Here is a 24,340-nt window from a genome sequence, read left to right on the forward strand (position 1 = left end):
CTACAGGCTCTTCGGCGCGTTGCGAACCGCGTCGATCGCGGCCTCGTCGCCGGTGAAGTCCACCCGGGCGACGCGCCCGGAGGCGAACAGCACCAGCTCTTCCACCGGTCCGGTGACGGTGACGGTCGAGCCGCTACCCGCGGTCAGGATCTGCTCGCCGTCCGGGGTGCGTAACTCGACCCGGCCCGGGGTCTTGGCCAGCGTCATCCGGGCGGTCATCCGCAGCGTGCGGCGCAGCTTGGCGGCCAGTTCCGGGTCGGTCGGGCGTGGTGTCCAGTCCGGCTGGGCGCGGCGCACATCCTCGGTGTGGATGAACATCTCGGCCACGTTGGCCACCCCGTCGAGCGCCTTGAGCGGCGAGTACAGCGGCGGCCCGGCCGCGATCTTGTCCAGCAGTGCGTTCCAGTCGTCACGGGCGACCTCGGCTTGCACCTTGGCGGTGTGTCCGGCGAACGCCGGGATCAGGATGCCCGGTGCGGCATCCAGCCGGTACTCCCGAATCACCAAGTGGGCAGCCAAGTCTCGGGCCGTCCAGCCTTCGCAGAGGGTGGGTGCCTCAGGTCCCACCCCGCGCAGGCTTTCGACAAGAGCAGCTCGTTCACGCCGGGCAACGGACAACGGTGCCTCCCTTCACGGCATCAGGCTAGTCGGCCAGCGGAAGGCGGACCTCGAAGCGCGCCCCGGTAGGCAGGTTGTGCGCCGACAGGGTGCCCCGGTGGGCCTGGACCAAACCCGCGGCGATCGCCAGCCCGAGCCCCGAACCACTGGGCAGTGACGGGTCGGTGCGCGCCACCCGGCCGTTGGAGCCGCGGTAGGCGATGTCGAACACCCGGGGCAGGTCGGCTTCGTTGATGCCGACCCCGGTGTCGTCGACCCGGGCCCAGGCGCCCTTGGCGTCCGATCCGACCGCCAGTTTCACCGTGCCGCCGGTCGGAGTGTGCGCGATCGCGTTGGCCACCAGGTTCGACAGCACCCGCACCAGCGCGCGGTCGCTGCCGACCACCCGGACCGGCTTGGGTGGCACCGACACCTCCAAGTGCACACCGGCCCGTTCGGCGGCGATCCGGTGGGCAGACAGCACGTCGTCGACGACCTCGTCCAGGGCCACCTTCTCGTAGGGCGCGTACACCGCCCCGGCGTTGATCTTCGACATCTCGAATAGATCGTCGACCATCTCCGAGAGCCGGATCGATTCCTGCTCAATGTGTTTGGCCTGAACCTGAACCTCGTCATCGCTCACCACGCCGTCGGCGATCGCTTCAGCCAGCGCGCGGATCCCGGCCAGCGGAGTGCGCAGGTCATGGCTGACGAAGGCCACCAGCCGGCGCCGGGACTGCTCGGCGGCCCGCTCGGCATCGCGAATCTCCTGCTCCCACACCGTGCGTCGGGCCTGGTAGCGGGCCAGCATCACCGCCGACGGCACCGTCACCACCGCCACGATGCCCAGCACTACCGCGGTACGGGCGAAGGTGTCGGTGATCATGAAGCCGCTGGCGCCCAGCACCCCGGTCAAGGTCGCGAGCACCGGGATCAGCACCAGCGCCACCATGGTCACGGTCATCGACCACGACCTGGCCAGCCTGATGATCACCCAGCCGAGCACCACCACCGGCAGCGAACACGCCAGCGCCAGCAGAATGATTTCGGCGATATCAGGCGGTGGCACGGTCACCGCCGCCGGCTTCACCCCGCCACAAGTACCCACGGCCCCAGACCGTTTGGACGCGGTGGTGATCGCCGAGCTTGGACCGCAGTCGCTTGACGTGCACCGTGACCGTCGAGAGGTCACCGAAGTCCCAGCGCCACACCTTCTGCAGCAACTCCTCGCGGGAGAACACCGTGTCGGTATGGGTCAGGAAGAACAGCAGCAGATCGAATTCACGATTGGTCAGGCCCACCGGGCTGCCGTTGATGGTGACCGAGCGTGACCCGGTCGACACCGTCAGATCGCCGACGGTGATCTCCAGGGGCAGGGCGGCCGCGGGGGAGGGGGCCCTGCGCAGCACCGAGCGCACCCGCAGGGCCAGTTCCCGGGGGCTGAACGGTTTGGTCAGATAGTCGTCGGCACCGGCCTCCAGGCCGGCGATCCGGTCGTCTTCCTCGCCGAGGGCGGTCAGCAGGATCACCGGCACGCTGTAGTCGCCACCCTGACGCAGCGTGCGACATAGCGACAGTCCGTTGGGACCCGGCATCATCACGTCGAGAACCGCCACGTCGATGCGCTGGGTGCCCAGCACCCGCAGCGCCTCGCTCCCGTCGCCGGCAACGGTGACTTCCAGGCCGTCGCGCTCCAGGTAACGACGCACCACGTCGCGCACGACGGTGTCATCGTCGGCGATCAGAACCCTGGCCGTCATGGAACCGAGAGTAACGGAAAAAGGCCCCCACCTGCACCAACGTCATGGTTTCGTCACCGTCTGCTGACTGCTGCCCTAGGTTGGCATCATGCCCGACTGTTCGGTGACAGTGGTCCTTCCCTGCCTCAACGAGGCCGACTCGCTTCCTGGTGTACTGGCCGCCATTCCGGCTGGTTATCGCGTTCTGGTTGTTGACAACAACAGCACCGACGGCACGGCGGAGGTCGCCAGGGCACACGGCGCCGACGTCGTGCACGAGGTCCAGCCCGGCTACGGCGCGGCCGTCCACGCCGGGGTGGTGGCTGCCGCGACACCGGTGGTGGCGGTCCTCGACGGCGACGGTTCGTTGGACCCAGGCGACCTGCCCCGGATGGTTGGCGAACTGGAGCGAGGCGCCGACATGGTGACCGGCCGTCGTCGGCCGGTGCCCGGTCTGCAATGGCCCTGGCATGCGCGGCTAGGGACGGCAGCGGTGTGCTGGCGGCTGCGCACCCGGCACAAGCTGCTGGTGCACGACATTGCCCCGATGCGGGTGGCCCGCCGAGACGCAATACTGGGGCTGGGAGTGGAAGATCGCCGTTCCGGGTACCCGCTCGAACTACTGGTCCGTGCCGCGGCTGCGGGATGGCGGGTGGTCGAGGTCGACGTCGACTACGGCGCCCGCACCGCAGGCAGATCCAAGGTCAGCGGGTCGGTGCGGGGGAGCTTCACCGCAGCACTGGACTTCTGGAAGGTCATCTCGTGACGCAGCCCGCGATCCCGGTGACGATGCTGGTGGTCGCCAAGGCGCCGGTGCCCGGTCTGGCGAAAACCCGGTTGGCGGCGACGCTGGGACCTGAGGTTGCGGCCGACATCGCCGCCGCGGCGTTGCTGGACACCCTCGACGCGGTGGCGGCGACCCCGGTGGCCGAGCGGGTGGTTGCCATGACGGGCGATCTCGACCAGGCCTGTCGGGCTGCGGAGATCCGGGACCGGTCGCGATCGTTCACGGTGATCGAGCAGCGCGGCCGAGACTTCGCCGAGCGACTGGTCAACGCCCACACCGATGCCGCAGCGGGGCGGCCGGTGTTGCAGATCGGCATGGACACTCCGCAGGTCAGCGCCGAGTTGCTGACCTCCTGTGCACAGACGTTGATGACGACACCGGCGCTGCTGGGGATGGCCCGCGACGGCGGGTGGTGGGTGCTCGGGGTAGCCGATCCCGCCACCGCCGAATGTCTGCGCGATGTGCCGATGTCACAGGACGACACCGGCGCTGTAACGCTTCACGCGCTCCGGCACACAGGGATCGACGTGACGCTCGTCGAGGAGCTGCACGACGTCGACACCGTCGACGACATCCCGTCGGTCCGCGCGGCCTGCCGGTCAACGAGCCGGTTCGCGCATGTCACGCGAGAGGTATGACATGTTGGGACAGCTCTACGACCGTGCACTCGACGGCGAGCGGTGTTGGCTCCGCCATGACGACGGTAGGCTGCACCGATTGCCGGTGCACAGCTGGTTCGGGCACAGCTCGGACCAGACGTTCGACACCGCCGTCGTGGAGCTGTGTGACGGGCCGACCATCGACTTGGGTTGCGGCCCAGGACGATTGGTCTCCCACCTCATTCGGCGCGGCATCCCGGCGCTGGGCGTCGACCAGTCCGCGACCGCGGTCCGGCTGGCCCGCCGCAATGGCGCCCCCGCACTGCTGCGCGACGTGTTCGACCCGCTGCCGGCCACTGGCCGGTGGCGCACCGTCCTGCTGGCCGACGGCAATGTCGGGCTGGCCGGTGATCCGCTGCGGGTGCTGCGCCGGGCGGCCGAACTGATGTGCCGTGGCGGTCGCTGTGTGGTCGAGTTCGATCCGGGGGTGGCCGGTGTGCGCAGCAGCTGGGTGCGGCTGGAGTCCTCCCGCAGTGTGGGGCCCTGGTTTCGCTGGGCGGCGGTCGGGGCAGACTGTGCGGCCGCGCTGGCCGATGAGGTCGGTTTGGCATTGGCGTCGATTCACCCGATCGGCGACCGTCTCGTGGCTACACTCGCGTTGAAATGACCGGGGAGTCGGGAACCGTCACCAAGTACTCCTTGCGTGGCACCGCGGTGACGGCCCGGGTCGGGGTCGCACTGGGCATCGCTGTGACCCTGTGCTTCTTCACCGGGCTGATCAGCCACTTCATCCAGCACCCCCAGCCCTGGTTCTTCTGGCCCACCCGACCGGTATGGCTCTACCAGTTCACCCAGGGGCTGCATGTGATCTCCGGGATCGCCGCGATCCCGCTGCTGGTGGTCAAGCTGTGGTCGGTATATCCGAAGTTGTTCGAACGGCCCATCATCGGTGGATTGACCCGGCAGTTCGAGCGAGCCTCGATCCTGGTGCTGGTGGGCGCCATGCTGTTTCAGCTGTCCACCGGTGTGATGAATATCGCCCAGTGGTATGCGTTCACGTTCTTCTTCACCACCAGCCACTACGCGATGGCCTATGTGGCGGCTGGGGCCGTGCTGGTGCATATCGCCGTCAAGCTCCCCGTGATCCGCCGCGCGCTCGGGGAGCCGCTCGACGAGATCCCCACCGCTGACCTGATGCCGCACCGTGGCCCCAGCCGCCGGGCGGTGCTGGGGGGAACCTGGCTGGCAGTGGGTGTCGCCACGGTTGTGACTGCGGGGCAGACGATCTCGTGGCTCCGTAACGTGTCGTTGCTCGCGCCGCGCTCGGGCCGGGGTCCGCAGGGTGTTCCAGTCAATCGGACGGCATGGGCGGCCGGGGTGATCCGGCCGGCCCAGTCGCCGGATTACCGGCTGACCGTCGTCAACGGTTCCACCACCAAGGCCTTCTCCCTGGCTGATCTGGCCGCGATGCCGCAGACCACGCACCGGCTGCCGATCGCGTGCGTCGAGGGCTGGAGTGCCACCGCCGACTGGACCGGAGTGGTCCTCGCGGATCTGGTGAAAGCTGTTGGTGGAAATCCTGATTCGGATGTCCGGATGATCTCCCTGGAGGGCCCGGGGCCGTACTCGCGGACGGTACTGCCGGCCCGGCATGCCCGTGACTCGATGACTCTGATCGCCTTGAAGCTCAACGGTGAGACGTTGGATCTCGACCACGGTTACCCGTGCCGCCTGATTGCGCCGACGAGACCCGGTGTGCTGCAGACGAAGTGGTTGACCAGGGTTGAGGTGGTCCAGTGAATGCCATCCGGGTGCTGTTGCTGCTGGCCGGCCTGGCTGTCGGCGCCTATGGCGCGGTGCTGCTGTGGGACAACTCCACCGAGGTGATCGTCCGCATTGTGGCGTGGTCGCTGATCGGTGTTCTCCTGCACGATGCGGTGTTCGCCCCGCTGTGTGTGGCCGTCGGCTTCGCTGGGCGGCGGATCCTGCCGCACCGGTGGTGGACGCCGGTCCTTGTGGCCGCTCTGTTGACGGTTGTGCTTGTGGCGCTGGCTATTCCGGTCTACAGCAAGCCCGGACAGCACCTGGACAACCTCACCGTGCTGGATCGCAACTACCAGGCCGGGTTCTGGATCGCGCTGGCGGTGGTGTGGGGTGCCGCGCTGCTGTACCTGGTCGGAGACCGGTTGCTACCAGTTCGTCAAGATCAGGTGGTTCAGCGCAAGGGCCCCGACGACATTGAGACCCAGCCACCACCGCTGGGTGCGGGCGGGTAGCAGGGCGCCTGCGGCGGTCAGCCACACCTCGAACGGCAGCCAGATCCGCTCGGTCTCGGCCTTGGACAACATCGACAGATCGGCGAACACGATCGCCGCCAATGCCGCGAGCACCAGCAGGTGAAGGCCGGAGCGCCGCTTGATCGCGGCAAGGTCGAACACCCGACCGATCCCGGCGACGGTGCCGAGGCCGACGGCACACACCACCGATGCGAAGTTGGCCCATCCCCAGTACTGGAACGGCCGATTCATGGCGATCCCCTGCCAGTAGCGTTGCTGGACAAGGGTATAGCCGTCGAACCACCAGAAGCCGGCGATGGCGAACACCGCAACGATCATCAGTGCCGCCAGCACGGCCGGAACCAGCGCGCGCACGGCGGTCCGCCAGTCGGCCGCGCAGATCAGCACTGCCACGGCGGGCAGGGCCATCAGGGCCAGGCCGTAATTGAGGAAGATGCCCCAGCCGAGCAGCAGGCCCGCCCCGATCGCGGCAAGCCACGGCGCGCGTACACGCTGGCGAACGGCCAACGCCAGCAGCGCGATACCCCAGGCGGCGACCCCGGTGAAGTAGCCGTCGGCGGACACCGCGATCCAGATCGCAGTGGGCGCCACCGCCACGAAGGGGGCTACCCGCCGCGCCGTCGACTCGTCACTGAGCGCGCGGACGGCGACAATCACCGCCGCGGCCGCCGAGGACCCGATCAACACACACCACAGGGCCGCCCATGCGCCACCGCCCAAGCCGATGCGGTCCAGCCACACGAACGTCAGCAGCGCGCCCGGGGGATGCCCGGAGACGTGGGTGATCCAGGAATTCGGCTGGAAATCCAGGATTCTGCTGGCGAACGTGCGGACCGCTTCGGGGATGTCGGTGATGGTCGGAACCTGGCGCAGGTACTCGTGACGGGCGGTGAGCCGGCCCGCGAAACCCCGCTGCCAGCCGTCGATCATGGCCAATGCGAAGGCCCAGGCGAACGATGTGGCCCACACCGTGAACGTCAGCGCCCGCCAGGACAGTCGCTGTGCGACAGCCTTACCCCAGACGACGGCGGCGACGCCGATCAGGATGGCGGGAACGGTGCCCCAGCCGATGTGCGCGTTCCACCACCCGAAGATCGGTGCCGTCTGCGCGAAGCTGTTGATCTGCGCCGGTGTGCTGTTGATCAGCGGAGTGACGATGCCCAGGTTCAGGTGTGGCACCACGAACGCCGCGACCACCAGCAGCACACCGACGCTGACGGCGATCGCTTCTCTGCGCCCGATACTCACAGCTTCCGAGAGTACCTACCCAGAGCGCCTCACGATGGCCAGGACGTCCACCGCGTCACGGCGATCCGGATCACCGGACCGTCCAGTGAAACCGACTTGTATTGGGGGTATTTCGCTCGCAACAGCGCCACCGCATGCAGGAACTCGCCGCCGTCGGACAGCACCGTCGCCACCCCGTCGGCCCGCACCCACCACAGCTGGGACCAGTCGTCGGCGTAGTGGTCGACCAGCACACTGACCGACGGGTTCGCCGCGATGTTGGCCAGCCGCCGCAATCGGTTGGTCGACTTGGGCTTGCCGTCGACAGCGGTGTAGAGGATGTCGCCGTCGGCGGCGAATACGATCGGCACCATGTGCGGCAGGCCTTCCGGGGTTACCGTGGCCAGCCGTGCGACGGGTGCGGACGCGAATCCCGAAGTCACACTGGGGTGGCGGGCTGTTCGACCACCGAGCCCGGTGTGCTGGCGATGAAGTCCTCGATGAGGTCGACGACCTCCATGGGCCGTTCGACCTGCGGGAAGTGACCTACTCCTGGCAGTACTTCCAGCCGGACATCAGGGCGGGTCTTCTGCGCGGCGTAGCCGTGCTCGACCGGGATGATGGCGTCCTGATCCCCCCAGATCGCCATGGTCGGGAGATCGGCCTTGACGTTCAGTCGGTTCAGCGCGCTGACGGCCTGCCCCCGGTAATCGACCACCGAACGCAGCGTGCGCAGGAAGGCCTGCCGCGTTTCGGCATCGGAGAACGAGCTGTAGGCGTTCCAGATCTCGGCACCACGGGGTGATTCGATGCCCATTTTGGCGAACAGGGAACGCACTTTCTCACCGACCGACAGCACCGGTGGCGGTGCGATGATCGGCATGATCAATTCCGCACCGGGCGCCGACAGCAGGCGCAGCGTCCAGCCCACGTCCTGCCCCAGGCCGCCGCTGCCGATCAGGATCAGCCGCCGCGCGTAGTCGGGATGCTGATAGACGAACTGCATCGCGACCCCGCCGCCGAGCGAGTGCCCGACGACGGTGGCCTGTGCCACGCCGAGCTCGTCGAGCAGGTCCCGCAGCGAGACGGCGAAGGCGCCCAGCGAGTAGTCGCTGCGCGGTTTGGCGGAGCGGCCGTGGCCGAGCAGGTCCGGCGCCACCACGCGATACCTGCGCGAGAGCGGTCCGATCATCGAACGCCACGTCTGGGAACTTCCGGCCATCCCGTGCAGCAGCAGGATCACCTCGCCCTGACCCTCGTCGAGATAAGCCACCTGGTCACCGTGCAGGTCGAGATATTTCAGCTCGCCCATCGCAGACCTCCTTTAGTGAACAATTGTTCACCAACCGTAGCCGCCTGGCAAATCCCCACCGTTTTCGAAGCGCTGCCGTAATGCCCGGCGGTTCAGCTTTCCGATGCCCCGGCGGGGCAATTCGTCCAGCACATGGAGTTCCCGCGGTGCGGCCGTCGAATCGAGCGAGTGAGCCAGATACTCCTTGATCTCCGCCACACTGGGCTCGACAGCGCCCGGTGTCAGCACCACGGCGGCGACCACGCGCTGGCCGAGTCGGTCATCGGGGACCCCGAACACCGCGCAATCGGCGACGGCCGGATGCCGCGACAGCACCGCTTCCACGGGTGCCGGCATCACCGTCAGGCCACCGGTGCTGATCGCCTCGTCGGCACGGCCCAGCACCAGCAGCCGTCCGGCATCGTCGAGCATGCCGAGGTCGTCGGTGTGGAACCAGCCCTGCTCGGCGAACGGGTCCGGGTCGGGCGGGGTGCGGTATCCCTTGGCCAAGGTCGATCCGCCGATCACGATGCGGCCCACGCCGGGCTCGGCACCGTCATCCAGCCGGATTCGCACTCCGTCGAGCGGCACCCCGTCGTAGACGCAGCCACCGGAGGTTTCACTGGAGCCGTAGGTGCGCACCACGGTGATCCCGGCCGCCGCCGCGCCCTCGAGCACCGGCCGCGGCGCCGGGCCGCCACCGAGCAGCACGGCATCGAGTTCGGCCAGCGCCGCGGTGGCCCCTGGATTCAGCAGGGCCTTGGCCAGTTGGGTCGCCACCAGTGAGGTGTAGCGGCGTCCCGACCCGAGTTGGGCTATCGCCGTTGGCAATTCGGTGACGTCGAACCCGGTGGAGACGTCCAGCTCCACCGGTACCGTGCCGGCCTGCAGGCTGCGCACCAGCACCTGGATCCCGGCGATGTGGTGGGCCGGCAGTGCGAGCAGCCAGGTACCCGAGCCGCCCAAGCGATCGTGAGTGGCCGACGCGCTGGCGATCAACACCGCGGGCGTCAGCATCGCGCCCTTGGGTGTTCCGGTGGTGCCCGACGTCGAGACCACCAGGGCGACGTCGTCGTCGATCTCCTCGCCGACCCGCAGAGAGGTGGTCAGCAGTTCGCTTTCGCGCAGATCGCCGGCGGGGATGGGAACCAGCGGGGCATCACGACCGTCGAGCACCCCCTCCAGGGCGGCCATCAGCGACAGTGCCGACGGGCCGGAGGGGATGGCGAGTGCTCTGAGGGTGGTTATTCGGCGTCCTCACTGTCGCGGGGGTCGTCCAGCGGCCAGCCGTGCGTCGCCAGATTGGCCCGGACCCGTTCGATGTCCTCGGTGGCGGGCAGCTCATCGGTGATCCGGGTGATGAGGACGCCGATGTCGACGTGGTCGAACTCACCGCCGTCCAACAGGGTCTGAGCGACGGCGGTGACCTCCTCGTCGGTGAGGCGACGACGGAGCAGCGCGAACAGCGGAACCTGGTCGGGGCGGGGCACCCCGTCGGGGTACCCCGATTTGATCCAGGCCACGATCTTGGTGATGAAGTTGGTCACCGCGGCATCTCCCTGGCCGGGGCGCAGTGGAGACGCCCGTTGGATGTCGAAATCCTAGACGGCGCACCGGCGCGCCGCTCCCATTGATCTACCCTGAGCCTCCCCGGGTAGGCCAACCGCTCAATGCCGCCAGATGAACAGCAGGTGAACACCTGCGGGCAGTTCGCAAATGCCCAGGTACGGCGCGTTTCAGTGACTTTCGGCAACTGGTCAAAGAGTCCCCTGACCCAGCAGAATCACAGCCATGAGCGCGGAGATGATCATCCTGGTGCTGCTGATAGCCACTGCGTTGGCTTTCGACTTCACCAACGGGTTCCATGACACCGGCAACGCGATGGCGACCTCGATCGCCACCGGTGCCCTGAAGCCCAAGACCGCGGTACTGCTCGCCGGTGTGCTGAACCTGGTCGGAGCGTTCCTCTCGGTCGAGGTCGCCGTCACCGTCACGACGTCGGTGCTGAAGGTCCAGGACTCCAAGACCGGTCACCTGTTGCCCGGTATCGACGCCTCGATGGGCCTGACCATCATCTTCGCCGGCCTCATCGGTGGCATCCTGTGGAACCTGCTCACCTGGCTGTTCGGCATCCCGTCCAGCTCCTCGCACGCGCTGTTCGGCGGCCTGATCGGTGCCGGGCTCGCTGCGCTGGGCACCAAGGGCGTCAACTGGGCCGGTGTCACTCAGAAGGTGCTGATCCCCGCTGTCGCCGCACCGGTCATCGCCGGCATCGTGGCAGCCTGTGGCACCTGGCTGGTGTACCGCATCACGCGCAAGGTGCTGGCGCGCCGCCGCGAAGAAGGCTTCCGCTGGGGACAGATCGCCACCGCCTCGCTGGTCGCGCTCTCGCACGGCACCAACGACGCTCAGAAGACGATGGGTGTCATTGCGCTCGCCCTCATCACCACCGGCCACCTGACCGGTGACGTGAAGAAGGACGGCCTGCCGTTCTGGATCATCCTGAGCTGCGCCCTGGCGATCGGCCTCGGCACCTACATCGGTGGCTGGCGGGTCATCCGCACACTTGGCAAGGGCCTGGTCGAGATCGAGTCGCCGCAGGGCCTGGCCGCCGAAGCGTCCTCTGCCGCGATCATTCTCAGCTCGAGCGCTGCCGGCATGGCGCTGTCGACCACCCACGTCGCCACCGGCTCGATCCTGGGCAGCGGCGTCGGCAAGCCCGGAGCCGAGGTGCGCTGGGCGGTCGCCGGCCGCATGGCAGTGGCCTGGCTGGTCACGTTGCCGGCTGCAGCGCTGGTGGGGGCATTGGCCTACTGGCTGTCCTACGTCGTCAAGGACGTCACCGACTCTCAACTGATGGGCGACGGTCTGATCTTCCTGATCCTGGTCGGCCTGTCCGGCTACATGTGGTGGCGCGCCCAGCAGCAGAAGGTCGACCACAACAACGTCAACGCCGATTGGGACACGTCGACGAACTCCGTTGTGCCGGCCGAGGTTCGCGAGGCCACCAAGGCCGCCAAGCCGGCTACGCCCACGGCGTCGGTCTGACCGCGGCTTTCGAGAAAAGGACAACGTAGATGAATTACTTCGAGTCCATCTTCAAGGTGCTCGTCGTCGGACTGGTGCTGGGTGCCGGGCTTCCCGCTCTGTTCGCCACCGGGATGCTGGCCTACTCCTTCGGTGCCGGCGGCGAAGAAGCCGACCACGTGATCCACAAGGCCAATCCGGCGCTGAAGTATCTCGGCATCCTGCTGTTCGTGTTCGTCTCGCTGGTGATCCTCACCGCGGTCGCCTGGATCACCAGGGCGACGATCATCCACCACTTCGGCATCGATCTGTTCCCGATGCTGCCCAAGAAGTGACTGGCCGATGACCACGCAGACCGAGAATTCGAGCTTCTTCCAGAACGTCCTGGGCTGGCTTCGCAGCGGGTATCCCGACGGCGTCCCGCCGAAGGACTACTACCCGTTGCTGGCTCTGCTGAAGCGGACGCTGTCAGAAGACGACGTGGTGGCCGCCGCCTTCACGATCCTCAAGGACGGTGACGCCGAAAGCCCGGTGACGGCGGATCAGATCCGCGCCGCCATCCGCGAGACCATCGAGAAAGAGCCGACGCCCGACGAGATGAATCAGGTCGCGGGGCGGTTGGCGATGGTCGGCTGGCCGCTGGCTGCCGTCAGCTGACCGATCAGCCGCGGGTATCCCTGCGCAGCGGGTGATCCTCGGGAATCTGGACGAAGATCAGCGTCACCCCGTCGGGGTCGGCCACATGCATCTCGTGCAGTCCCCAGGATTCCTGCCGTGCCTCACGGGTGATGTCCACACTGCGGCTTCGTAATTCGCTCTGGGCGGTGTAGAGGTCGCGTACCTGTAGCCACAAGGCACCTGGAAACGGCCCACCCGGTGTGGTGGGGGCTCCGTGTGCGGCGAGCTCGATCAGCGACTGCCCGGCATGGAACACCGTGCCGCCGCTGTATTCGCGGGCGACGGCCAAACCGATGTCGTCGCGGTAGAAGCGCACCGAGCGGTCGTAGTCGGCCGGCCGGAACAGTGTCCGGCTCGCCAGGATCTCCATGGTTGTGTGTCTACCTCAGTTGGGTTGTACGCGCTGACGCTTCATCATGCGGTTGAGCACACCGGGTGCGACGACGTCGATGGCGCGTGCGGTGACCGCGATGCGCGGTGCGATGCGCACCGGGCGGTGCCGGGCCGCGTCGATCATCCACTGTCCGGCCTCCCGTGAGCTCAGTGCCGGCAGCCCGTCGTAGGCCCTGGTGGGGGCGATCATGGGCGTTGCGACCAGCGGGTAGTACAGCGTGGTCGAGTGCACGCCCTGGGCGGACCACTCGGTTTCGATGACCCGGCTGACCGCGCTGAGTGCGGCCTTCGAGGCGTTGTACACCCCGAACAGCGGTGGGGCCTCACTGAGCACACCCCACGTCGAGACGTTGATGATGTGCCCGTCGCCGCGTTCGATCATGCCGGGAGCAAAACCGCGGATCAGCCGCAGCGGGGAGTAGTAGTTCAGGGTCATGGTGCGCTCGACGTCATGCCAGCGGTCCAGCGATTCGGCCAGCGGCCGGCGGATCGAGCGGCCGGCGTTGTTGACCAGGATGTCGATGTCGCCGACCGTCTCGACCAGGGCGTCGACGGCATCGAGGTCGGCGAGGTCGCACGGGACGGCCCTGGCTGTCCCTCCGTTGCCGTTGATGCGATCGGCGACGGCATCGAGCAGATCGGCGCGCCGTGCGACGACGATGACCTCGGCGCCGGCGTCGGCGAACAGTTCGGCACCGGCTTCACCGATGCCCGAGGATGCGCCCGTCACCAATACCCGCTTGCCTCGCAGGCTCACCCTGGTACCGGTGGGCATGCTGAGTGGCGGTCGCATGCCGGTCAGGGCGATCGCTTCGGTCACCTTGCGGCGCAACGGATTCACGGTTGGACTCCTCGGACTTGTGGTTTCGGCGCGTTTACCGTCGTCCAGCGACGGTAAACGCGCCGAAATCGCTAGAAGTAGCGCGGGAACGGCGACCAGTCCGGGTCGCGCTTCTCCAGGAAGGCGTCCCGGCCCTCGACGGCCTCGTCGGTCATGTAGGCCAGCCGGGTTGCCTCCCCGGCGAACAGCTGCTGGCCGACCAGCCCGTCATCGAGCAGGTTGAAGGCGAACTTCAGCATGCGTTGCGCCTGAGGCGATTTACCGTTGATGGCCTTGGCCCAGGCCACGCCGGTGGTCTCCAGCTCGGCGTGCTCGACCACCCGATTGACCGCACCCATGTGATGCATTTGCTCAGCGGTGTAGGTCTCGCCGAGGAAGAAGATCTCGCGGGCGAACTTCTGCCCGACCTGGCGGGCCAGGTACGCGCTGCCGTATCCGCCGTCGAAGCTGCCGACATCGGCGTCGGTCTGCTTGAAGCGGGCATGCTCACGGCTGGCCAGGGTCAGGTCGCACACCACATGCAGGCTGTGTCCACCGCCGGCGGCCCAGCCGTTGACCAGACAGATGACGACCTTGGGCATGAAGCGGATCAGCCGCTGCACCTCGAGGATGTGCAGCCGGCCAGCGCGCGCCGGGTCGACGGTCTCGGCGGTTTCGCCCGCGGCGTACTGGTAGCCGCTGCGTCCCCGGATGCGCTGATCGCCGCCGGAGCAGAACGCCCACCCGCCGTCCTTGGGGGAGGGCCCGTTGCCGGTCAGCAGCACCACCCCCACGTCGGGCGACATCCGGGCGTGGTCCAGCGCGCGATACAGCTCGTCGACCGTGTGCGGACGGAACGCGTTACGCACTTCGGGCCGATTGAACGCCACCCGGACCGTGTCGTCGGAGACGTGCCGGTGATAGGTGATGTCGGTCAGGTCCGCGAAGCCGTCGACGGCTCGCCACAGTGACGGGTCGAAGGGGTTGTCCGAACTCAAGGCTGTTGAACTCCGTCCTGGGTCATGGTCCGCTCACCGCAGCTGATGGTCCTCGCCCACGCGACGACCGGGTCCTGCTGCGACGTGCCTGCGACGGTGTCGGAGCGGCCGATGGTCGCGATCGACCCGTCGAGGTCGATCTCGGTGCGGCGCACCGTGTACCCGGAACCGTCGGGCAGCGCTTGCAGTCCTACCAGATGCGGTCCGTCACCCAGATCACTGCATCCGACTCCGGTGCCATTGCCGCGCAGGTTCTGCAGGTCGAACAGGAATGGATCGCCTTGCCCGTTGTAGACAGTGTCGATCGTGCAGCCGTCGAGTGCGAACAGGTGGGCAACCCGGCCGTTGCTGACGATTAGCTGCCGTTGGCCGTTGGCCTGGGCGTCGATGACCATCGCCTGAAGTGGCATCGGCGACGCCCCCGGCACCCTGATTCGGCCGTTGCCCGCCGCGGTCGTCACGCCGACCAGGCCGTCCGGGCTGATCCAGACCGTGCCGCCGTCGTAGGGTTTGCTGGCCGATCCGGGCGGTGGTCCGTCCTCGGTGCAGTATGGATCTGCCTGTGCTGCAGGGGAATTCACGATGGCGGCGGCAAGCGCCACCGCAACTGCCATCGCCAGCCGGGTCACGAGACCGGGTCGAACCGGAACACCGCGCATCGCCCGGCAAGCGCTTCGAATTCCTCAGGTCTGCCCTCGGTGACCAGCCCGGCGTTCTTCATGAAGCTCACGCGGGTGGGAACCAGGGTGGGAAATGCCCGCAGCAGTGGGCGGGCTTCGTCGGCGGGCAGTTCCACCGGGTGGACCCGTTCGGAGCGCTTGCCCTGGGTCAGGGTGGCGACGTCGGCGGCACGCACATTGCGCACCCAGTCGGCACCGGGGAAGCCGCCCACCACGTACCGCTTGCCGTCGACGGTGAACGGGGTGACCGGTGTGGCCCTCGGCTTGCCGGACGTCCGGCCCGGCACCGTCAACACCACCGGACCGTCCTTGATGAGGCCCAGTCGCACGATGCTCATGAAGACTTTGTTCATCGGCTTCAGCCACCACGGCGGCGTGATGCGCTCGGAGTCAGCCATGGCGTCCCACGCTACCCGCCGGGCAGGGCTGGCGTGGGGGAGTCGTGCCCGCCTCTGCGCGACTCCGCGGCGCTGCGCAGTGCGGCCACCCGGGTGATGATCCGATGCTCGGTGCTGCGCGGCATCCCGGTCGCGCTGTATCTACCCCGGCCGCGTCGCAGCACCCGGTCGTGCTGCATCTCCCAGCGCAGTGCGTCGGACACCGTCTTGGCTGGCCGTCCCGGCACGCTGAAGTTCCATTTGTCCAGTGCGGCAACGAGTTCGGTCACCGAGCTCTGCCCCATCAGCTGGAGTAGTCGGGTGAGTGTGTACCGCAGCTCGGTACCGCGGAGCAGGTATTGGTTCGGCATAGCGGCACGCTCGCATAGCACGCCGACAACTTTCTGCGGGCCGTCCGGTTAGTCGCTCAGAGGCGGGCACGCAGCCCGTCGATCAGTCCGGTCGGCCGCTGGTCGATCGGCAGCGGGTCGACCAGAACGAAGCCGCAGCCGAGGCTGCGCGCGGCGCCGTCGTTCTCCTCGCTGTCGCCGACCATCACCGCCTCCGCTGCCGACACCCCGAGCCGCTCCAGCGCCACCCGGAAAATCTGCGGATCGGGCTTGACCGAACCCACTTCGAAGGACAGCACGAACTCGTCGACCTCCGCGCCTGCCGCCTGGAACGCCGGACGGATGTCGAAGGCGATATTGGAAACCACCGCGACCTTGAGGCCGCGCGAACGCAGCGTCTCCAGAACCTCGACGGTGTCGGGGTACGGCGCCCACGACGCGGGGTCGACGACCTTGCTGTACAGCGATCGGGCGTCGTCCTCGGCAAGCCCCGACGCGCGCAGCACATGGAGGTACGCCTCACGGTGCAGCTGCGGCGCCAGATCGCGGCGCGCCCAGGTCTGATAGGCGTCCTCGGACATCTCGACACCGCGGCCACCGGTGGGGTGGGTGAGGCGTTCCATCAACTCGGCCTGGACGTGCTCGTCGACCTCGCGGCGGCCGCGGGGGGACAAGGTGTCGTCGATCAGGTGCAGCCCGGCGAACCAGCTGTCGTCTTCCTCGAGTCGGAACAGGGTGCCGGAGAAGTCGAACAGGACGGCGCGGGTTGGCATGAAGCCATCGTCGCACCTCGTGAAAATGGCGTTCGCGTCGATACGTGATGACTATCACTGTTGCGGATGTATGGTGATTCCACTCACAACGAGAGAGGTGCGCGATGACCACTGCAAATGGACCGAGTCCTGCGGCGCTGACCGTCGCGTCGCCCCGCGCTGCTACCGGCGCACGTCGCCACCTGATGGCGATCGCCCTGGTCATCGTGCTGATCGCGGCAATCGTCGGCGTTAGTGTCACCCTCTCGATGGGCCTGACCGTGCCCGCGATGGGCATCGCCCTGATCGGCGGCGGCATCTTCTGTGCCGCCGCCCTCTGCTGAGTCGTTAGCCGACGGCTCGGTCCGAGCCTTCCCAGAACTGTGCGCGCACAGCCTTCTTGTCCGGCTTGCCCAACGCGGTGACGGGCACCGAATCGACCACGATCACCTGCTTGGGCGCCTGAACCGACCCTTTGCGTTCCTTGACCGCCGCCTGGATCTCCTCCGTCACCCTGGCCACCGCCGCGTCGTCCGACGGGTGATCCGGGCGCAGCACGATCACCGCCGTGACGGCCTCACCCCACTTCTCGTCGGGGGTGCCGATCACGCAGACCTGCGCGACGGCCGGATGTTCGGCGACGACGTCTTCCACCTCGCGCGGGAACACGTTGAACCCGCCGGTGACGATCATGTCCTTGACCCGGTCGACGATGAACCAGAAGCCGTCGGAGTCCTCGCGCGCCATGTCACCGGTGTGCAGCCAGCCGTCCTTGAACGTCTTGGCCGTCTCCTCGGGCAGATTGTGGTACCCACCGCTCAAGAGCGGTCCGGACACGCAGATCTCGCCGACCTCGCCTTGGGGCACCTCGTTGCCGTCGGCGTCGAGCAGGGCGGTGCGCGCGAACAGCGTGGGTCGCCCGCAGGAGGTGAGCCGCTTCTCGTCGTGGTCCTTCTTGGCCAGATACGAAATCACCATCGGCGCTTCGGATTGGCCGTAGTACTGAGCGAAGATCGGCCCGAACCGGCGGATCGCCTCGGCCAGTCGCACCGGGTTCATCGCCGAGGCGCCGTAGTACACCGTCTCCAGCGAGGACAGGTCGCGGGTGTGGGAATCCGGATGGTCCATCAACGCATAGATCATCGACGGCACCAGCATGGTGGCGGTGATCTTCTGCTCCTCGATCACCCGCAGCACCTCGGCCGGGTCGAACTTGGTGAGCACCACCAGTTCGCCGCCCTTGATGATGGTCGGCACGAAGAAGGCCGCCCCGGCATGCGACAGCGGGGTGCACATCAGGAAGCGCGGGTTCTCCGGCCACTCCCACTCGGCGAGCTGGACGGTCGTCATCGTGGTGATCGACTGCGCGGTGCCCAGCACACCCTTGGGCTTGCCGGTGGTGCCGCCGGTGTAGGCCATGCCGCCGACATGATCGGGCGGCAGGTCCGCGGCCACCAGCGGCTTCGGCTGGTACTTGGCGGCCTCGGCGATCAGATCCACCGCGGAGTCGGCCAGTGCGTCGGGCACCGGCCCCAAGGTCAGCACCTGCTTGAGGCCGGGCACCTTCTCCAGCAGACCCTGCGCCCGCTCGATGAACATCGGGTTCGGGTCGATGATCAAGGACGTCACGCCCGCGTCGTTGAGAACGTAGGCGTGATCGTCGAGTGAGCCGAGAGGGTGTAGTGCCACCCGTCGGTACCCCTGGGTCTGGCCGGCGCCGATGATCATCAGCACCTCGGGCCGGTTCAGCGACAACAGGCCGGCGGTGGTTCCGGTCCCCGCACCGAGGGCCTCGAATGCCTGAATGTACTGGCTGATGCGCTCGGCGAGCTGACCGCCGGTCAGCGTGGTGTCGCCCAGGTGCAGCACCGGCCTGTCCTTGTTGCGCTTGAGCGCCTTGACGGTCAGGTGGCCGGAATGCACGGGATGGCGCAGCAAGTCATCACTCATGACTTCCAGACTAGAACGTGTTCCAGATCGGAAGGAAGGGCTGTCTTACCTGCCCGCGGCCTGGCGGGCGTCGGCGGCCTGCTTCTCGGCGATGTCGGCTCGCCACTGGATCTCCCGGCGGACCCACTCGTTGTCCTGGGGGAACTCGGTGGCCTCCGCGAGCCTGCGCACCTCCAGCGTCACGCCCCTACCCAGTGGGCACTTGGCCGCCCACCGCTTGGCCTCGTCGGCCGACGGCACCTCGATGATCCAGAATCCGTCGAACGATTCCCCGATGTACGGCTTCTCGGTGACCTCCGGAGGGTCAGAATTGAAGTCGACCAGGAAGCCCTGGTCGGGTGGCGTCAGTCCTTCACCCGCCCACAGAGCGCCCGCCTCGACCAGCTCCTCGTTGTAGCGGCCCATCATCGCGATCATCTGGTCGAAGCCGACGTTCTGCTCGGCCATCGCGGCCTGGGCTTCGGGCGTGGACCGCATGATCATCATGTAGCGCATCGGTTGCCTCCTTGGGTGTCGAGAACGAGTTGCACTGATATCGACAAGCTCCAGACCCTTTTTTCATCGGCGTGGCACCCTGTGCGGTATGCATCAGCCTCCCGAACCGCGCTTCCTGGACGACCGGCCGGCGTACTGGGCCGAGCACACCCCCGACAACGAGGCGGTGAGCTATCTGGGCCGCAGCTGGACGTGGTCGCAGTGGGACGACCGGATCCGACGGTGCGCCGGTGCGCTCAAGGAGCGGGGCATCGGGCGGGGTGGCGTCGTGGCGTTCCTGGACAAGAACCATCCGGCCTGTGTCGAGACGACGATCGCGGCGGCATCGCTGGGTGCGGCCATCGCGATCATCAACTTCCGGCTCGCCGGTGAGGAGATGGATTACGTCCTCAACGACTGCGGCGCCACATTGCTGATCGTCGGCACCGACCTGATCCCGGTGATCGACAAGATCCGCGACAAGCTGGCTCATGCCGACAGCGTCATCGAGGTCACCCCCGATGGCGGACGGGGCGACCAGTACGAGGCCATGCTCAAGTCGGCCGCGCCGGTGGGTCGCCAGCCCGAGGTGCAGCCCGACGACCCCTGCCTGATCATGTACTCCTCGGGCACCACCGGGCACCCCAAGGGGGTGACGATCAGTCAGCGAAACCTCTTGGCGCACACACTGAATGCCGGGACCTTCGAATTCGGTCCCGAGGACAAGAACATGGTGGCCATGCCGCTGTTCCACGTCGGTGGTTCGTCCTACGTGCAGTACGGCATCCATGCCGGCATTCCGACGATCATCACCCGCGAGGCCGATGGTGCGGCGCTGGCCGGGGCGATCCTGCAGGGCGCCAACCGCACGTTCCTGGTGCCGGCCGTGCTGGCCAAGGTGCTCGAATCCGGTGAGGACGCGATCAAGCTGTTCAGCGCCCTGAAGACCTTCGTCTACGGCGCATCGCCCATGCCGCCGGCGTTGCTCAAGGCTGCGTTGAAGGCCTGGCCGGATACCGATTTCATCCAGGTGTACGGGCTGACCGAGGTGTGCGGCGCGATCACCCAGCTCTCCTCGGAGGTCCACCGTGACGAGTCGCGCCCGGACCGCCTGGCCAGTGCCGGTCAACCGGCCCGCGAGGTGGAGGTGCGGGTGGTCGACCCGGAAACCCTCGCCGAGCTACCCACCGGACAGCCCGGTGAATTATGGTTCCGCACACCACAGTTGATGCTGCGCTACCACAACAAGCCGGAGGCCACCGCGGCGGCGATCACCGAGGACGGCTGGTTCCGTTCCGGTGACATCGGCCGCGTCGACGCCGACGGCTTTCTCTTCGTCGAAGACCGCCTCAAGGACATGATCATCTCGGGCGGCGAGAACATCTACTCCGTCGAGGTGGAGCGGGTGCTCACCGATCACCCCGCGGTGCTCGACGCCGCGGTGTTCGGCATCCCCGACGACAAGTGGGGCGAGTCGGTGAAGGCCGTCGTCGAGTTGTCCTCCGGACAAAGCACGTCCGAAGCGGAACTGATCGCCTGGTGCCGTGAGCACCTGGCGCACTACAAGTGCCCGCGCAGCGTGGAGATCTCTGTGGAGTTGCCGCGCAACCCCACCGGCAAGCTGCTCAAGCGGGATCTGCGCAAGCCGTACTGGGAGAGCCGCGACCGCGCCATCTGATGCTGCCACCGATCGAGGAGCTACTGGAGCGCCTGCACGTCGTCTCGTTGCCGATGCGGGTGCGGTTTCGCGGTATCACCGTTCGTGAGGTGGCGCTGATCGACGGCCCGTCGGGCTGGGGTGAGTTCGGCGCTTTCGTGGAGTACGAGCCTCCGGAGGCGGCGTCCTGGCTGGCTTCGGGTATCGAATCCGCCTATGGTGCGCGGGTTCCGGTGGTCCGCGCGGCCATCCCGATCAATGCCACGGTGCCCGCGGTGCCCGCCGCGCAGGTGCCCTCGGTGCTCGAGCGGTTTCCGGGGGCGCGCACTGCGAAGGTCAAGGTCGCCGAGCCGGGACAGGTTTTGGCCGACGACGTGGCGCGGGTCAATGCGGTGCGCGCGGTGATCCCGACGGTGCGGGTGGACGCCAATGGCGGGTGGACGGTGGACGAGGCCGTTGCGGCGGCGCGGGCGCTGACCGCCGACGGGGCGCTGGAGTACATCGAGCAGCCGTGCCGCACCGTGGCCGAACTCGCCGACGTGCGCGCGCGCGTCGGCGTCGCCGTCGCGGCCGACGAGAGCATTCGCAAGGCATCCGACCCGCTGGCCGTGGTGCACGCCCACGCCGCTGACGTGGCCGTGGTCAAAGTGGCTCCGTTGGGCGGGGTTTCGGCACTGCTGGGCATTGCGGCTCAGATCGACATCCCGGTGGTGGTCTCCAGCGCGCTGGACTCCGCGGTCGGCATCGCCGCCGGACTGCGCGCGGCCGCGGCGCTGCCGCGCCTCGATCATGCTTGCGGTCTGGGCACCGGCGGGTTGTTCGTCGAGGACGTCGCTGACATCACCCCGGTGGACGGCGGGCTTCCCGTCGTCGACATCCAGCCCGAGCCGGCCCGGCTCGCTGCGCTCGCCGCCCCCGCCGACCGCCGCGACTGGTGGATCGCCCGGGTGCGCACCTGCTACCCGCTGCTCATGTCGCCGAGATTGAACTAGTGCAGGAAAAGATCGAGTAGCTGCATGCGTGGGTTCAATCTCGGGGTGTGGACGGGAGCGACTGCCCTGTCCTGATCTGTGGGGTGCATGGCGTAGACGCCATGTCGCTGGGTGTGAACACTGGGACCCATGGCGCGATCGGTGGTGATTCTCGGCTTTCCCGGCGTACAGGCGCTGGACCTCGTCGGGCCGCACGACGTGTTCACCGGCGCGGCCCTGCTCACCGAGGGTGGCTACCGGGTCCGCGTGGTCTCAGCCGACGGTGCGCCGATCACCACCCCGACCGGCCTGGCGTTCGTCGCCGAGGCCATGCCGCAACCACGCGACATCGACACCCTGGTGCTCCCCGGTGGTGGCGGGGTCGACGCCGCCCGAACCGACCCGGCCACCATGGCGTGGATCAACCGTGCCGTCGCCAACGCGCGCCGGGTGGTCAGTGTCTGCACTGGTGCGTTCCTAGCGGCGCAGGCCGGACTGCTCGACGGTCGCCGCGCCACCACCCACTGGGCGTTCGCCGACCAGATGGCCCGCGAGTTTCCGGACGTCACCGTCGACCCGGAGCCGATCTTCGTGCGCAGTACGCCGTCGGTGTGGACGGCTGCCGGGGTCGCTGCCGGTATCGACGTGTCGCTGGCGCTCGTCGAAGAGGACTACGGCACCGAGATCGCCCAGACCGTCGCCCGCTGGCTGGTGCTGTACCTGCGCCGGCCCGGCGGACAGACCCAGTTCGCCGCACCGGTGTGGATGCCGCGCGCCAAGCGTGCCCCCATCCGGGAGGTGCAGGAGGCTATCGAGTCGCACCCCGGTGCCGCGCACAGCATCACCGACCTGGCCCGCCGCGCGGCCATGAGTCCGCGGCACTTCACCCGGGTGTTCACCGATGAGGTGGGCGAGGCGCCGGGAGCCTACGTCGAGCGGGTGCGCACCGAAGCCGCCCGCCGGCAGCTCGAGCAGACCGACGACACCGTCGTCACCATCGCCGCCCGCTGCGGCTTCGGAACGGCAGAGACCATGCGCCGCAACTTCATTCGACGTGTCGGCGTCTCACCCGATCAGTACCGCAAGACCTTCGCCTAGAGGAGAAAACCATGCAGATCGCCATCGTGCTCTATCCCGGCTTCACCGCCCTGGACTTCATCGGTCCCTATGAATCACTGCGCTGGCTGCCCGACGCCGAAGTCCGATTCGTCTGGCACGAGCCCGGGCCGATCACCGCAGACTCCGGTGTGCTGATCGTGGCCGCCACTCATTCGTTCGACGAGACGCCGTCACCCGACGTCATCCTGATACCCGGCGGCATGACGACCATCGAGCATGCCCGCGACGAGAAGGTGCTCGAGTGGGTGCGCCGCGCGCACGAGACGGCGACGTGGACGACGTCGGTGTGTTCGGGTTCGGTGATCCTGGCCTCGGCAGGTTTGCTTCGGGGTAAGCGTGCGACGTCGCACTGGATGGCCCTTGCCGCGCTCAAGGCGCTGGGTGCCACGCCGGTGGGTGACGAGCGGGTGGTTCATGAAGGCGACATCGTGACTGCCGCCGGGGTATCGGCCGGGATCGACCTCGGACTGTGGCTGGCGGGCCAGATCGGCGGTGAAGAGCGGGCCAAGGTCATCCAGCTGTCGATGGAGTACGACCCACAGCCGCCGTTCGACTCGGGCCATATGTCCAAGGCGTCGGCGACCACCAAGGCGGCGGCCACCGCACTGATGGCCAAGGACCTGGCCAAGCCGACCCAGGTGAAGGCGGCGACGGCGCTGCTGTGGTCCGGCGCCATCGAGGCGGCCCGGTCACGGCGTCAGCGCAGGAAGGGTCGCGTAGCCTCTGCCAGGTGATCAACCTGGCTTACGACGACACCGGCTCGGGCGAGCCGGTGTTGTTCATCGCTGGAACCGGCGGCGCGGGCCGCACTTGGCACATCTATCAGGTGCCTGCCTTCCGGGCCGCCGGCTACCGCTGCATCACCTTCGACAACCGCGGGATCGGCGCCACCGAGAATGCCGGCGGGTTCTCCACCGAGCAGATGATCGCCGACACCGCGACGATCATCGAGCACCTCGTCGGCGGGCCCACCCGGATCGTGGCCATGTCGATGGGGGCGTTCATCGCCCAGGAGCTGATGCTCGCCCGCCCCGAGCTGGTCAGCCAGGCCGTGTTGATGGGCACCCGCGGCCGGGTGGATTCCACCCGCCAGTCGTTCCGGGCGGCCGAGGACGCGCTGGTCGAATCCGGCATCGACCTGCCGCCCGCCTATGCGGCGAAAGTCCGTGTGCTGGAGAACTTTTCGCCCAAGACCATCAACAACGACAGCGCGATCACCGAGTGGTACGAGATGTTCACGGCGTTCCCGCTCAAGCGCACCCCGGGCTGGCGTTCGCAGCTGACGGTGGTGCCCACCGAGAACCGGCTGCCAGCCTACCGGTCGATCTCCACGCCGGTGCTGGTGATCGGATTCGCCGACGACGTCATCACCCCGGCGGCGCTGGGCCGTGAGGTGGCCGATGCGCTGCCCAACGGCCGCTACGTGCAGATCGGCCACACCGGACACCTGGGCTTCCTGGAACGCCCGGACACCGTCAACAGCGCGATGCTGGACTTCTTCGCCGGAACCCTCGTCTGAGCTGCGGCTTTCCGTCACAAATGACGGTATGACACGCT

General features: G+C 67.7%; 31 protein-coding genes. 14 read left to right on the forward strand and 17 right to left on the reverse strand.

From position 1 onward, the window contains the following. Genes G6N35_RS23665 through G6N35_RS23675 form a run of 3 tightly spaced genes read right to left on the reverse strand, consistent with a single transcriptional unit; the run spans position 1 to position 2,357 of the window. Positions 1-618 (reverse strand): TIGR03085 family metal-binding protein, encoded by a 618-nt coding sequence (locus G6N35_RS23665; RefSeq protein ID WP_163806648.1) that lies wholly within the window; start codon positions 616-618, stop codon positions 1-3. Between the two features lie 25 nt (positions 619-643). Then, positions 644-1,672, reverse strand: a complete 1,029-nt coding sequence (locus G6N35_RS23670) for a sensor histidine kinase (protein WP_407664579.1) — start codon at positions 1,670-1,672, stop codon at positions 644-646. Beyond that, positions 1,653-2,357 (reverse strand): response regulator transcription factor, encoded by a 705-nt coding sequence (locus G6N35_RS23675; protein ID WP_163806650.1) that lies wholly within the window; start codon positions 2,355-2,357, stop codon positions 1,653-1,655. Before G6N35_RS23675 ends, G6N35_RS23670 begins: the two co-directional genes overlap by 20 nt. Before the next feature lie 88 nt (positions 2,358-2,445). Here G6N35_RS23675 and G6N35_RS23680 point away from each other — a divergent pair, with 88 nt between their 5' ends. The 5 genes from G6N35_RS23680 to G6N35_RS23700 are packed head-to-tail and all read left to right on the forward strand — an operon-like array spanning position 2,446 to position 5,998. Further along, entirely contained in the window at positions 2,446-3,102 is a 657-nt protein-coding gene (locus tag G6N35_RS23680) for a glycosyltransferase family 2 protein (protein WP_163806652.1), read from the forward strand. A gap of 23 nt (positions 3,103-3,125) precedes the next feature. Then, positions 3,126-3,761 (forward strand): TIGR04282 family arsenosugar biosynthesis glycosyltransferase, encoded by a 636-nt coding sequence (locus G6N35_RS23685; protein WP_163807890.1) that lies wholly within the window; start codon positions 3,126-3,128, stop codon positions 3,759-3,761. 1 nt (position 3,762) lies between these two features. Then, the gene (locus G6N35_RS23690; protein ID WP_163807891.1) at positions 3,763-4,389 is read left to right on the forward strand and encodes a methyltransferase domain-containing protein; all 627 of its coding nucleotides are present in this window, start codon (positions 3,763-3,765) and stop codon (positions 4,387-4,389) included. Beyond that, the gene (locus G6N35_RS23695) at positions 4,386-5,522 is read left to right on the forward strand and encodes a molybdopterin-dependent oxidoreductase (RefSeq protein ID WP_163806654.1); all 1,137 of its coding nucleotides are present in this window, start codon (positions 4,386-4,388) and stop codon (positions 5,520-5,522) included. The genes G6N35_RS23690 and G6N35_RS23695 overlap by 4 nt, the downstream gene beginning before the upstream one ends. After that, positions 5,519-5,998, forward strand: a complete 480-nt coding sequence (locus G6N35_RS23700; protein WP_163806656.1) for a hypothetical protein — start codon at positions 5,519-5,521, stop codon at positions 5,996-5,998. The genes G6N35_RS23695 and G6N35_RS23700 overlap by 4 nt, the downstream gene beginning before the upstream one ends. Here the strand turns inward: G6N35_RS23700 and G6N35_RS23705 are convergent. Genes G6N35_RS23705 through G6N35_RS23725 form a run of 5 tightly spaced genes read right to left on the reverse strand, consistent with a single transcriptional unit; the run spans position 5,912 to position 10,084 of the window. Next, positions 5,912-7,267, reverse strand: coding sequence for a hypothetical protein (locus tag G6N35_RS23705; RefSeq protein WP_163806658.1), 1,356 nt, complete (start codon positions 7,265-7,267; stop codon positions 5,912-5,914). The two genes, G6N35_RS23700 and G6N35_RS23705, sit on opposite strands and share 87 nt — an antisense overlap. Before the next feature lie 29 nt (positions 7,268-7,296). After that, complete coding sequence (locus G6N35_RS23710) at positions 7,297-7,689, reverse strand: TIGR03668 family PPOX class F420-dependent oxidoreductase (protein ID WP_163806660.1); 393 nt, start codon at positions 7,687-7,689, stop codon at positions 7,297-7,299. After that, positions 7,686-8,558, reverse strand: coding sequence for an alpha/beta fold hydrolase (locus G6N35_RS23715; RefSeq protein ID WP_163806662.1), 873 nt, complete (start codon positions 8,556-8,558; stop codon positions 7,686-7,688). The genes G6N35_RS23710 and G6N35_RS23715 overlap by 4 nt, the downstream gene beginning before the upstream one ends. 27 nt (positions 8,559-8,585) lie before the next feature. After that, on the reverse strand, positions 8,586-9,731 hold the full coding sequence (menE, locus tag G6N35_RS23720; protein ID WP_220098521.1) for an o-succinylbenzoate--CoA ligase: 1,146 nt from the start codon (positions 9,729-9,731) through the stop codon (positions 8,586-8,588). A gap of 50 nt (positions 9,732-9,781) precedes the next feature. After that, positions 9,782-10,084 (reverse strand): DUF3349 domain-containing protein, encoded by a 303-nt coding sequence (locus tag G6N35_RS23725; RefSeq protein ID WP_163806665.1) that lies wholly within the window; start codon positions 10,082-10,084, stop codon positions 9,782-9,784. Positions 10,085-10,328: 244 nt separating this feature from the next. Between G6N35_RS23725 and G6N35_RS23730 the strand changes: the two genes are divergently transcribed. From G6N35_RS23730 to G6N35_RS23740, 3 genes are read left to right on the forward strand one after another with little or no spacing between them, the layout of a single operon-like run. Beyond that, on the forward strand, positions 10,329-11,585 hold the full coding sequence (locus G6N35_RS23730) for an inorganic phosphate transporter (RefSeq protein WP_163806667.1): 1,257 nt from the start codon (positions 10,329-10,331) through the stop codon (positions 11,583-11,585). A gap of 29 nt (positions 11,586-11,614) precedes the next feature. Then, positions 11,615-11,899, forward strand: a complete 285-nt coding sequence (locus G6N35_RS23735) for a hypothetical protein (RefSeq protein ID WP_163806669.1) — start codon at positions 11,615-11,617, stop codon at positions 11,897-11,899. 7 nt (positions 11,900-11,906) lie between these two features. Continuing rightward, the gene (locus G6N35_RS23740; protein WP_163806671.1) at positions 11,907-12,221 is read left to right on the forward strand and encodes a DUF3349 domain-containing protein; all 315 of its coding nucleotides are present in this window, start codon (positions 11,907-11,909) and stop codon (positions 12,219-12,221) included. A gap of 4 nt (positions 12,222-12,225) precedes the next feature. Here the strand turns inward: G6N35_RS23740 and G6N35_RS23745 are convergent, their stop codons facing one another. From G6N35_RS23745 to G6N35_RS23775, 7 genes are all read right to left on the reverse strand, one after another. Further along, positions 12,226-12,612: a VOC family protein gene (locus G6N35_RS23745; RefSeq protein ID WP_163806673.1), complete on the reverse strand. Its 387-nt coding sequence runs from the start codon at positions 12,610-12,612 to the stop codon at positions 12,226-12,228. 15 nt (positions 12,613-12,627) lie between these two features. Then, entirely contained in the window at positions 12,628-13,476 is an 849-nt protein-coding gene (locus tag G6N35_RS23750; protein WP_163806674.1) for an SDR family oxidoreductase, read from the reverse strand. 71 nt (positions 13,477-13,547) lie between these two features. Continuing rightward, positions 13,548-14,453: a 1,4-dihydroxy-2-naphthoyl-CoA synthase gene (locus tag G6N35_RS23755; protein ID WP_163806676.1), complete on the reverse strand. Its 906-nt coding sequence runs from the start codon at positions 14,451-14,453 to the stop codon at positions 13,548-13,550. Then, entirely contained in the window at positions 14,450-15,067 is a 618-nt protein-coding gene (locus tag G6N35_RS23760) for a hypothetical protein (RefSeq protein ID WP_163806679.1), read from the reverse strand. Before G6N35_RS23760 ends, G6N35_RS23755 begins: the two co-directional genes overlap by 4 nt. 11 nt (positions 15,068-15,078) lie before the next feature. Further along, a complete protein-coding gene (locus tag G6N35_RS23765) occupies positions 15,079-15,531 on the reverse strand; it encodes a nitroreductase family deazaflavin-dependent oxidoreductase (RefSeq protein WP_163806688.1) in 453 nt (150 codons plus the stop codon). 11 nt (positions 15,532-15,542) lie between these two features. Beyond that, positions 15,543-15,881: a hypothetical protein gene (locus G6N35_RS23770; RefSeq protein WP_163806690.1), complete on the reverse strand. Its 339-nt coding sequence runs from the start codon at positions 15,879-15,881 to the stop codon at positions 15,543-15,545. A 56-nt stretch (positions 15,882-15,937) separates the two neighbouring features. Next, complete coding sequence (locus G6N35_RS23775) at positions 15,938-16,633, reverse strand: HAD family hydrolase (RefSeq protein ID WP_163806692.1); 696 nt, start codon at positions 16,631-16,633, stop codon at positions 15,938-15,940. Positions 16,634-16,737: 104 nt separating this feature from the next. On the opposite strand from G6N35_RS23775, the gene G6N35_RS23780 reads away from it, so the two are divergent. After that, on the forward strand, positions 16,738-16,956 hold the full coding sequence (locus G6N35_RS23780) for a hypothetical protein (RefSeq protein WP_163802237.1): 219 nt from the start codon (positions 16,738-16,740) through the stop codon (positions 16,954-16,956). 4 nt (positions 16,957-16,960) lie between these two features. Here the strand turns inward: G6N35_RS23780 and fadD8 are convergent, their stop codons facing one another. Further along, complete coding sequence (gene fadD8, locus G6N35_RS23785; protein ID WP_163806694.1) at positions 16,961-18,562, reverse strand: fatty-acid--CoA ligase FadD8; 1,602 nt, start codon at positions 18,560-18,562, stop codon at positions 16,961-16,963. 45 nt (positions 18,563-18,607) lie between these two features. After that, entirely contained in the window at positions 18,608-19,057 is a 450-nt protein-coding gene (locus tag G6N35_RS23790) for a YciI family protein (RefSeq protein ID WP_163806696.1), read from the reverse strand. Positions 19,058-19,145: 88 nt separating this feature from the next. Between G6N35_RS23790 and G6N35_RS23795 the strand changes: the two genes are divergently transcribed. The 5 genes from G6N35_RS23795 to G6N35_RS23815 all read left to right on the forward strand — a co-directional run bounded on the left by G6N35_RS23795 (position 19,146) and on the right by G6N35_RS23815 (position 24,302). Continuing rightward, positions 19,146-20,714: a long-chain-fatty-acid--CoA ligase gene (locus G6N35_RS23795; RefSeq protein ID WP_163806698.1), complete on the forward strand. Its 1,569-nt coding sequence runs from the start codon at positions 19,146-19,148 to the stop codon at positions 20,712-20,714. Further along, entirely contained in the window at positions 20,714-21,685 is a 972-nt protein-coding gene (locus G6N35_RS23800) for an o-succinylbenzoate synthase (RefSeq protein WP_163806700.1), read from the forward strand. The genes G6N35_RS23795 and G6N35_RS23800 overlap by 1 nt, the downstream gene beginning before the upstream one ends. A gap of 129 nt (positions 21,686-21,814) precedes the next feature. Beyond that, positions 21,815-22,762: a GlxA family transcriptional regulator gene (locus G6N35_RS23805; RefSeq protein WP_163806702.1), complete on the forward strand. Its 948-nt coding sequence runs from the start codon at positions 21,815-21,817 to the stop codon at positions 22,760-22,762. Positions 22,763-22,773: 11 nt separating this feature from the next. Beyond that, positions 22,774-23,517: a DJ-1/PfpI family protein gene (locus G6N35_RS23810; RefSeq protein WP_163806704.1), complete on the forward strand. Its 744-nt coding sequence runs from the start codon at positions 22,774-22,776 to the stop codon at positions 23,515-23,517. Then, complete coding sequence (locus G6N35_RS23815; RefSeq protein ID WP_163806707.1) at positions 23,514-24,302, forward strand: alpha/beta fold hydrolase; 789 nt, start codon at positions 23,514-23,516, stop codon at positions 24,300-24,302. The genes G6N35_RS23810 and G6N35_RS23815 overlap by 4 nt, the downstream gene beginning before the upstream one ends. Positions 24,303-24,340 lie beyond the last annotated feature (38 nt).

Source organism: Mycolicibacterium anyangense, assembly GCF_010731855.1.
In the GTDB taxonomy this organism is placed as follows: domain Bacteria; phylum Actinomycetota; class Actinomycetes; order Mycobacteriales; family Mycobacteriaceae; genus Mycobacterium; species Mycobacterium anyangense.

Excerpts from the sequence above, each read along its gene's own strand:
- fadD8 (WP_163806694.1), bottom strand. The coding sequence starts at position 18,562 with ATGAGTGATGACTTGCTGCGCCATCCCGTGCATTCCGGCCACCTGACC.
- G6N35_RS23760 (WP_163806679.1), bottom strand. The coding sequence starts at position 15,067 with ATGGCAGTTGCGGTGGCGCTTGCCGCCGCCATCGTGAATTCCCCTGCA.
- G6N35_RS23685 (WP_163807890.1), top strand. The coding sequence starts at position 3,126 with ATGCTGGTGGTCGCCAAGGCGCCGGTGCCCGGTCTGGCGAAAACCCGG.
- G6N35_RS23780 (WP_163802237.1), top strand. The coding sequence starts at position 16,738 with ATGACCACTGCAAATGGACCGAGTCCTGCGGCGCTGACCGTCGCGTCG.
- G6N35_RS23745 (WP_163806673.1), bottom strand. The coding sequence starts at position 12,612 with ATGGAGATCCTGGCGAGCCGGACACTGTTCCGGCCGGCCGACTACGAC.
- G6N35_RS23675 (WP_163806650.1), bottom strand. The coding sequence starts at position 2,357 with ATGACGGCCAGGGTTCTGATCGCCGACGATGACACCGTCGTGCGCGAC.
- G6N35_RS23740 (WP_163806671.1), top strand. The coding sequence starts at position 11,907 with ATGACCACGCAGACCGAGAATTCGAGCTTCTTCCAGAACGTCCTGGGC.
- G6N35_RS23805 (WP_163806702.1), top strand. The coding sequence starts at position 21,815 with ATGGCGCGATCGGTGGTGATTCTCGGCTTTCCCGGCGTACAGGCGCTG.
- menE (WP_220098521.1), bottom strand. The coding sequence starts at position 9,731 with ATGGCCGCCCTGGAGGGGGTGCTCGACGGTCGTGATGCCCCGCTGGTT.
- G6N35_RS23800 (WP_163806700.1), top strand. The coding sequence starts at position 20,714 with ATGCTGCCACCGATCGAGGAGCTACTGGAGCGCCTGCACGTCGTCTCG.
- G6N35_RS23695 (WP_163806654.1), top strand. The coding sequence starts at position 4,386 with ATGACCGGGGAGTCGGGAACCGTCACCAAGTACTCCTTGCGTGGCACC.
- G6N35_RS23690 (WP_163807891.1), top strand. The coding sequence starts at position 3,763 with ATGTTGGGACAGCTCTACGACCGTGCACTCGACGGCGAGCGGTGTTGG.
- G6N35_RS23775 (WP_163806692.1), bottom strand. The coding sequence starts at position 16,633 with ATGCCAACCCGCGCCGTCCTGTTCGACTTCTCCGGCACCCTGTTCCGA.
- G6N35_RS23735 (WP_163806669.1), top strand. The coding sequence starts at position 11,615 with ATGAATTACTTCGAGTCCATCTTCAAGGTGCTCGTCGTCGGACTGGTG.
- G6N35_RS23680 (WP_163806652.1), top strand. The coding sequence starts at position 2,446 with ATGCCCGACTGTTCGGTGACAGTGGTCCTTCCCTGCCTCAACGAGGCC.
- G6N35_RS23770 (WP_163806690.1), bottom strand. The coding sequence starts at position 15,881 with ATGCCGAACCAATACCTGCTCCGCGGTACCGAGCTGCGGTACACACTC.
- G6N35_RS23715 (WP_163806662.1), bottom strand. The coding sequence starts at position 8,558 with ATGGGCGAGCTGAAATATCTCGACCTGCACGGTGACCAGGTGGCTTAT.
- G6N35_RS23765 (WP_163806688.1), bottom strand. The coding sequence starts at position 15,531 with ATGGCTGACTCCGAGCGCATCACGCCGCCGTGGTGGCTGAAGCCGATG.
- G6N35_RS23810 (WP_163806704.1), top strand. The coding sequence starts at position 22,774 with ATGCAGATCGCCATCGTGCTCTATCCCGGCTTCACCGCCCTGGACTTC.
- G6N35_RS23795 (WP_163806698.1), top strand. The coding sequence starts at position 19,146 with ATGCATCAGCCTCCCGAACCGCGCTTCCTGGACGACCGGCCGGCGTAC.
- G6N35_RS23790 (WP_163806696.1), bottom strand. The coding sequence starts at position 19,057 with ATGCGCTACATGATGATCATGCGGTCCACGCCCGAAGCCCAGGCCGCG.
- G6N35_RS23730 (WP_163806667.1), top strand. The coding sequence starts at position 10,329 with ATGAGCGCGGAGATGATCATCCTGGTGCTGCTGATAGCCACTGCGTTG.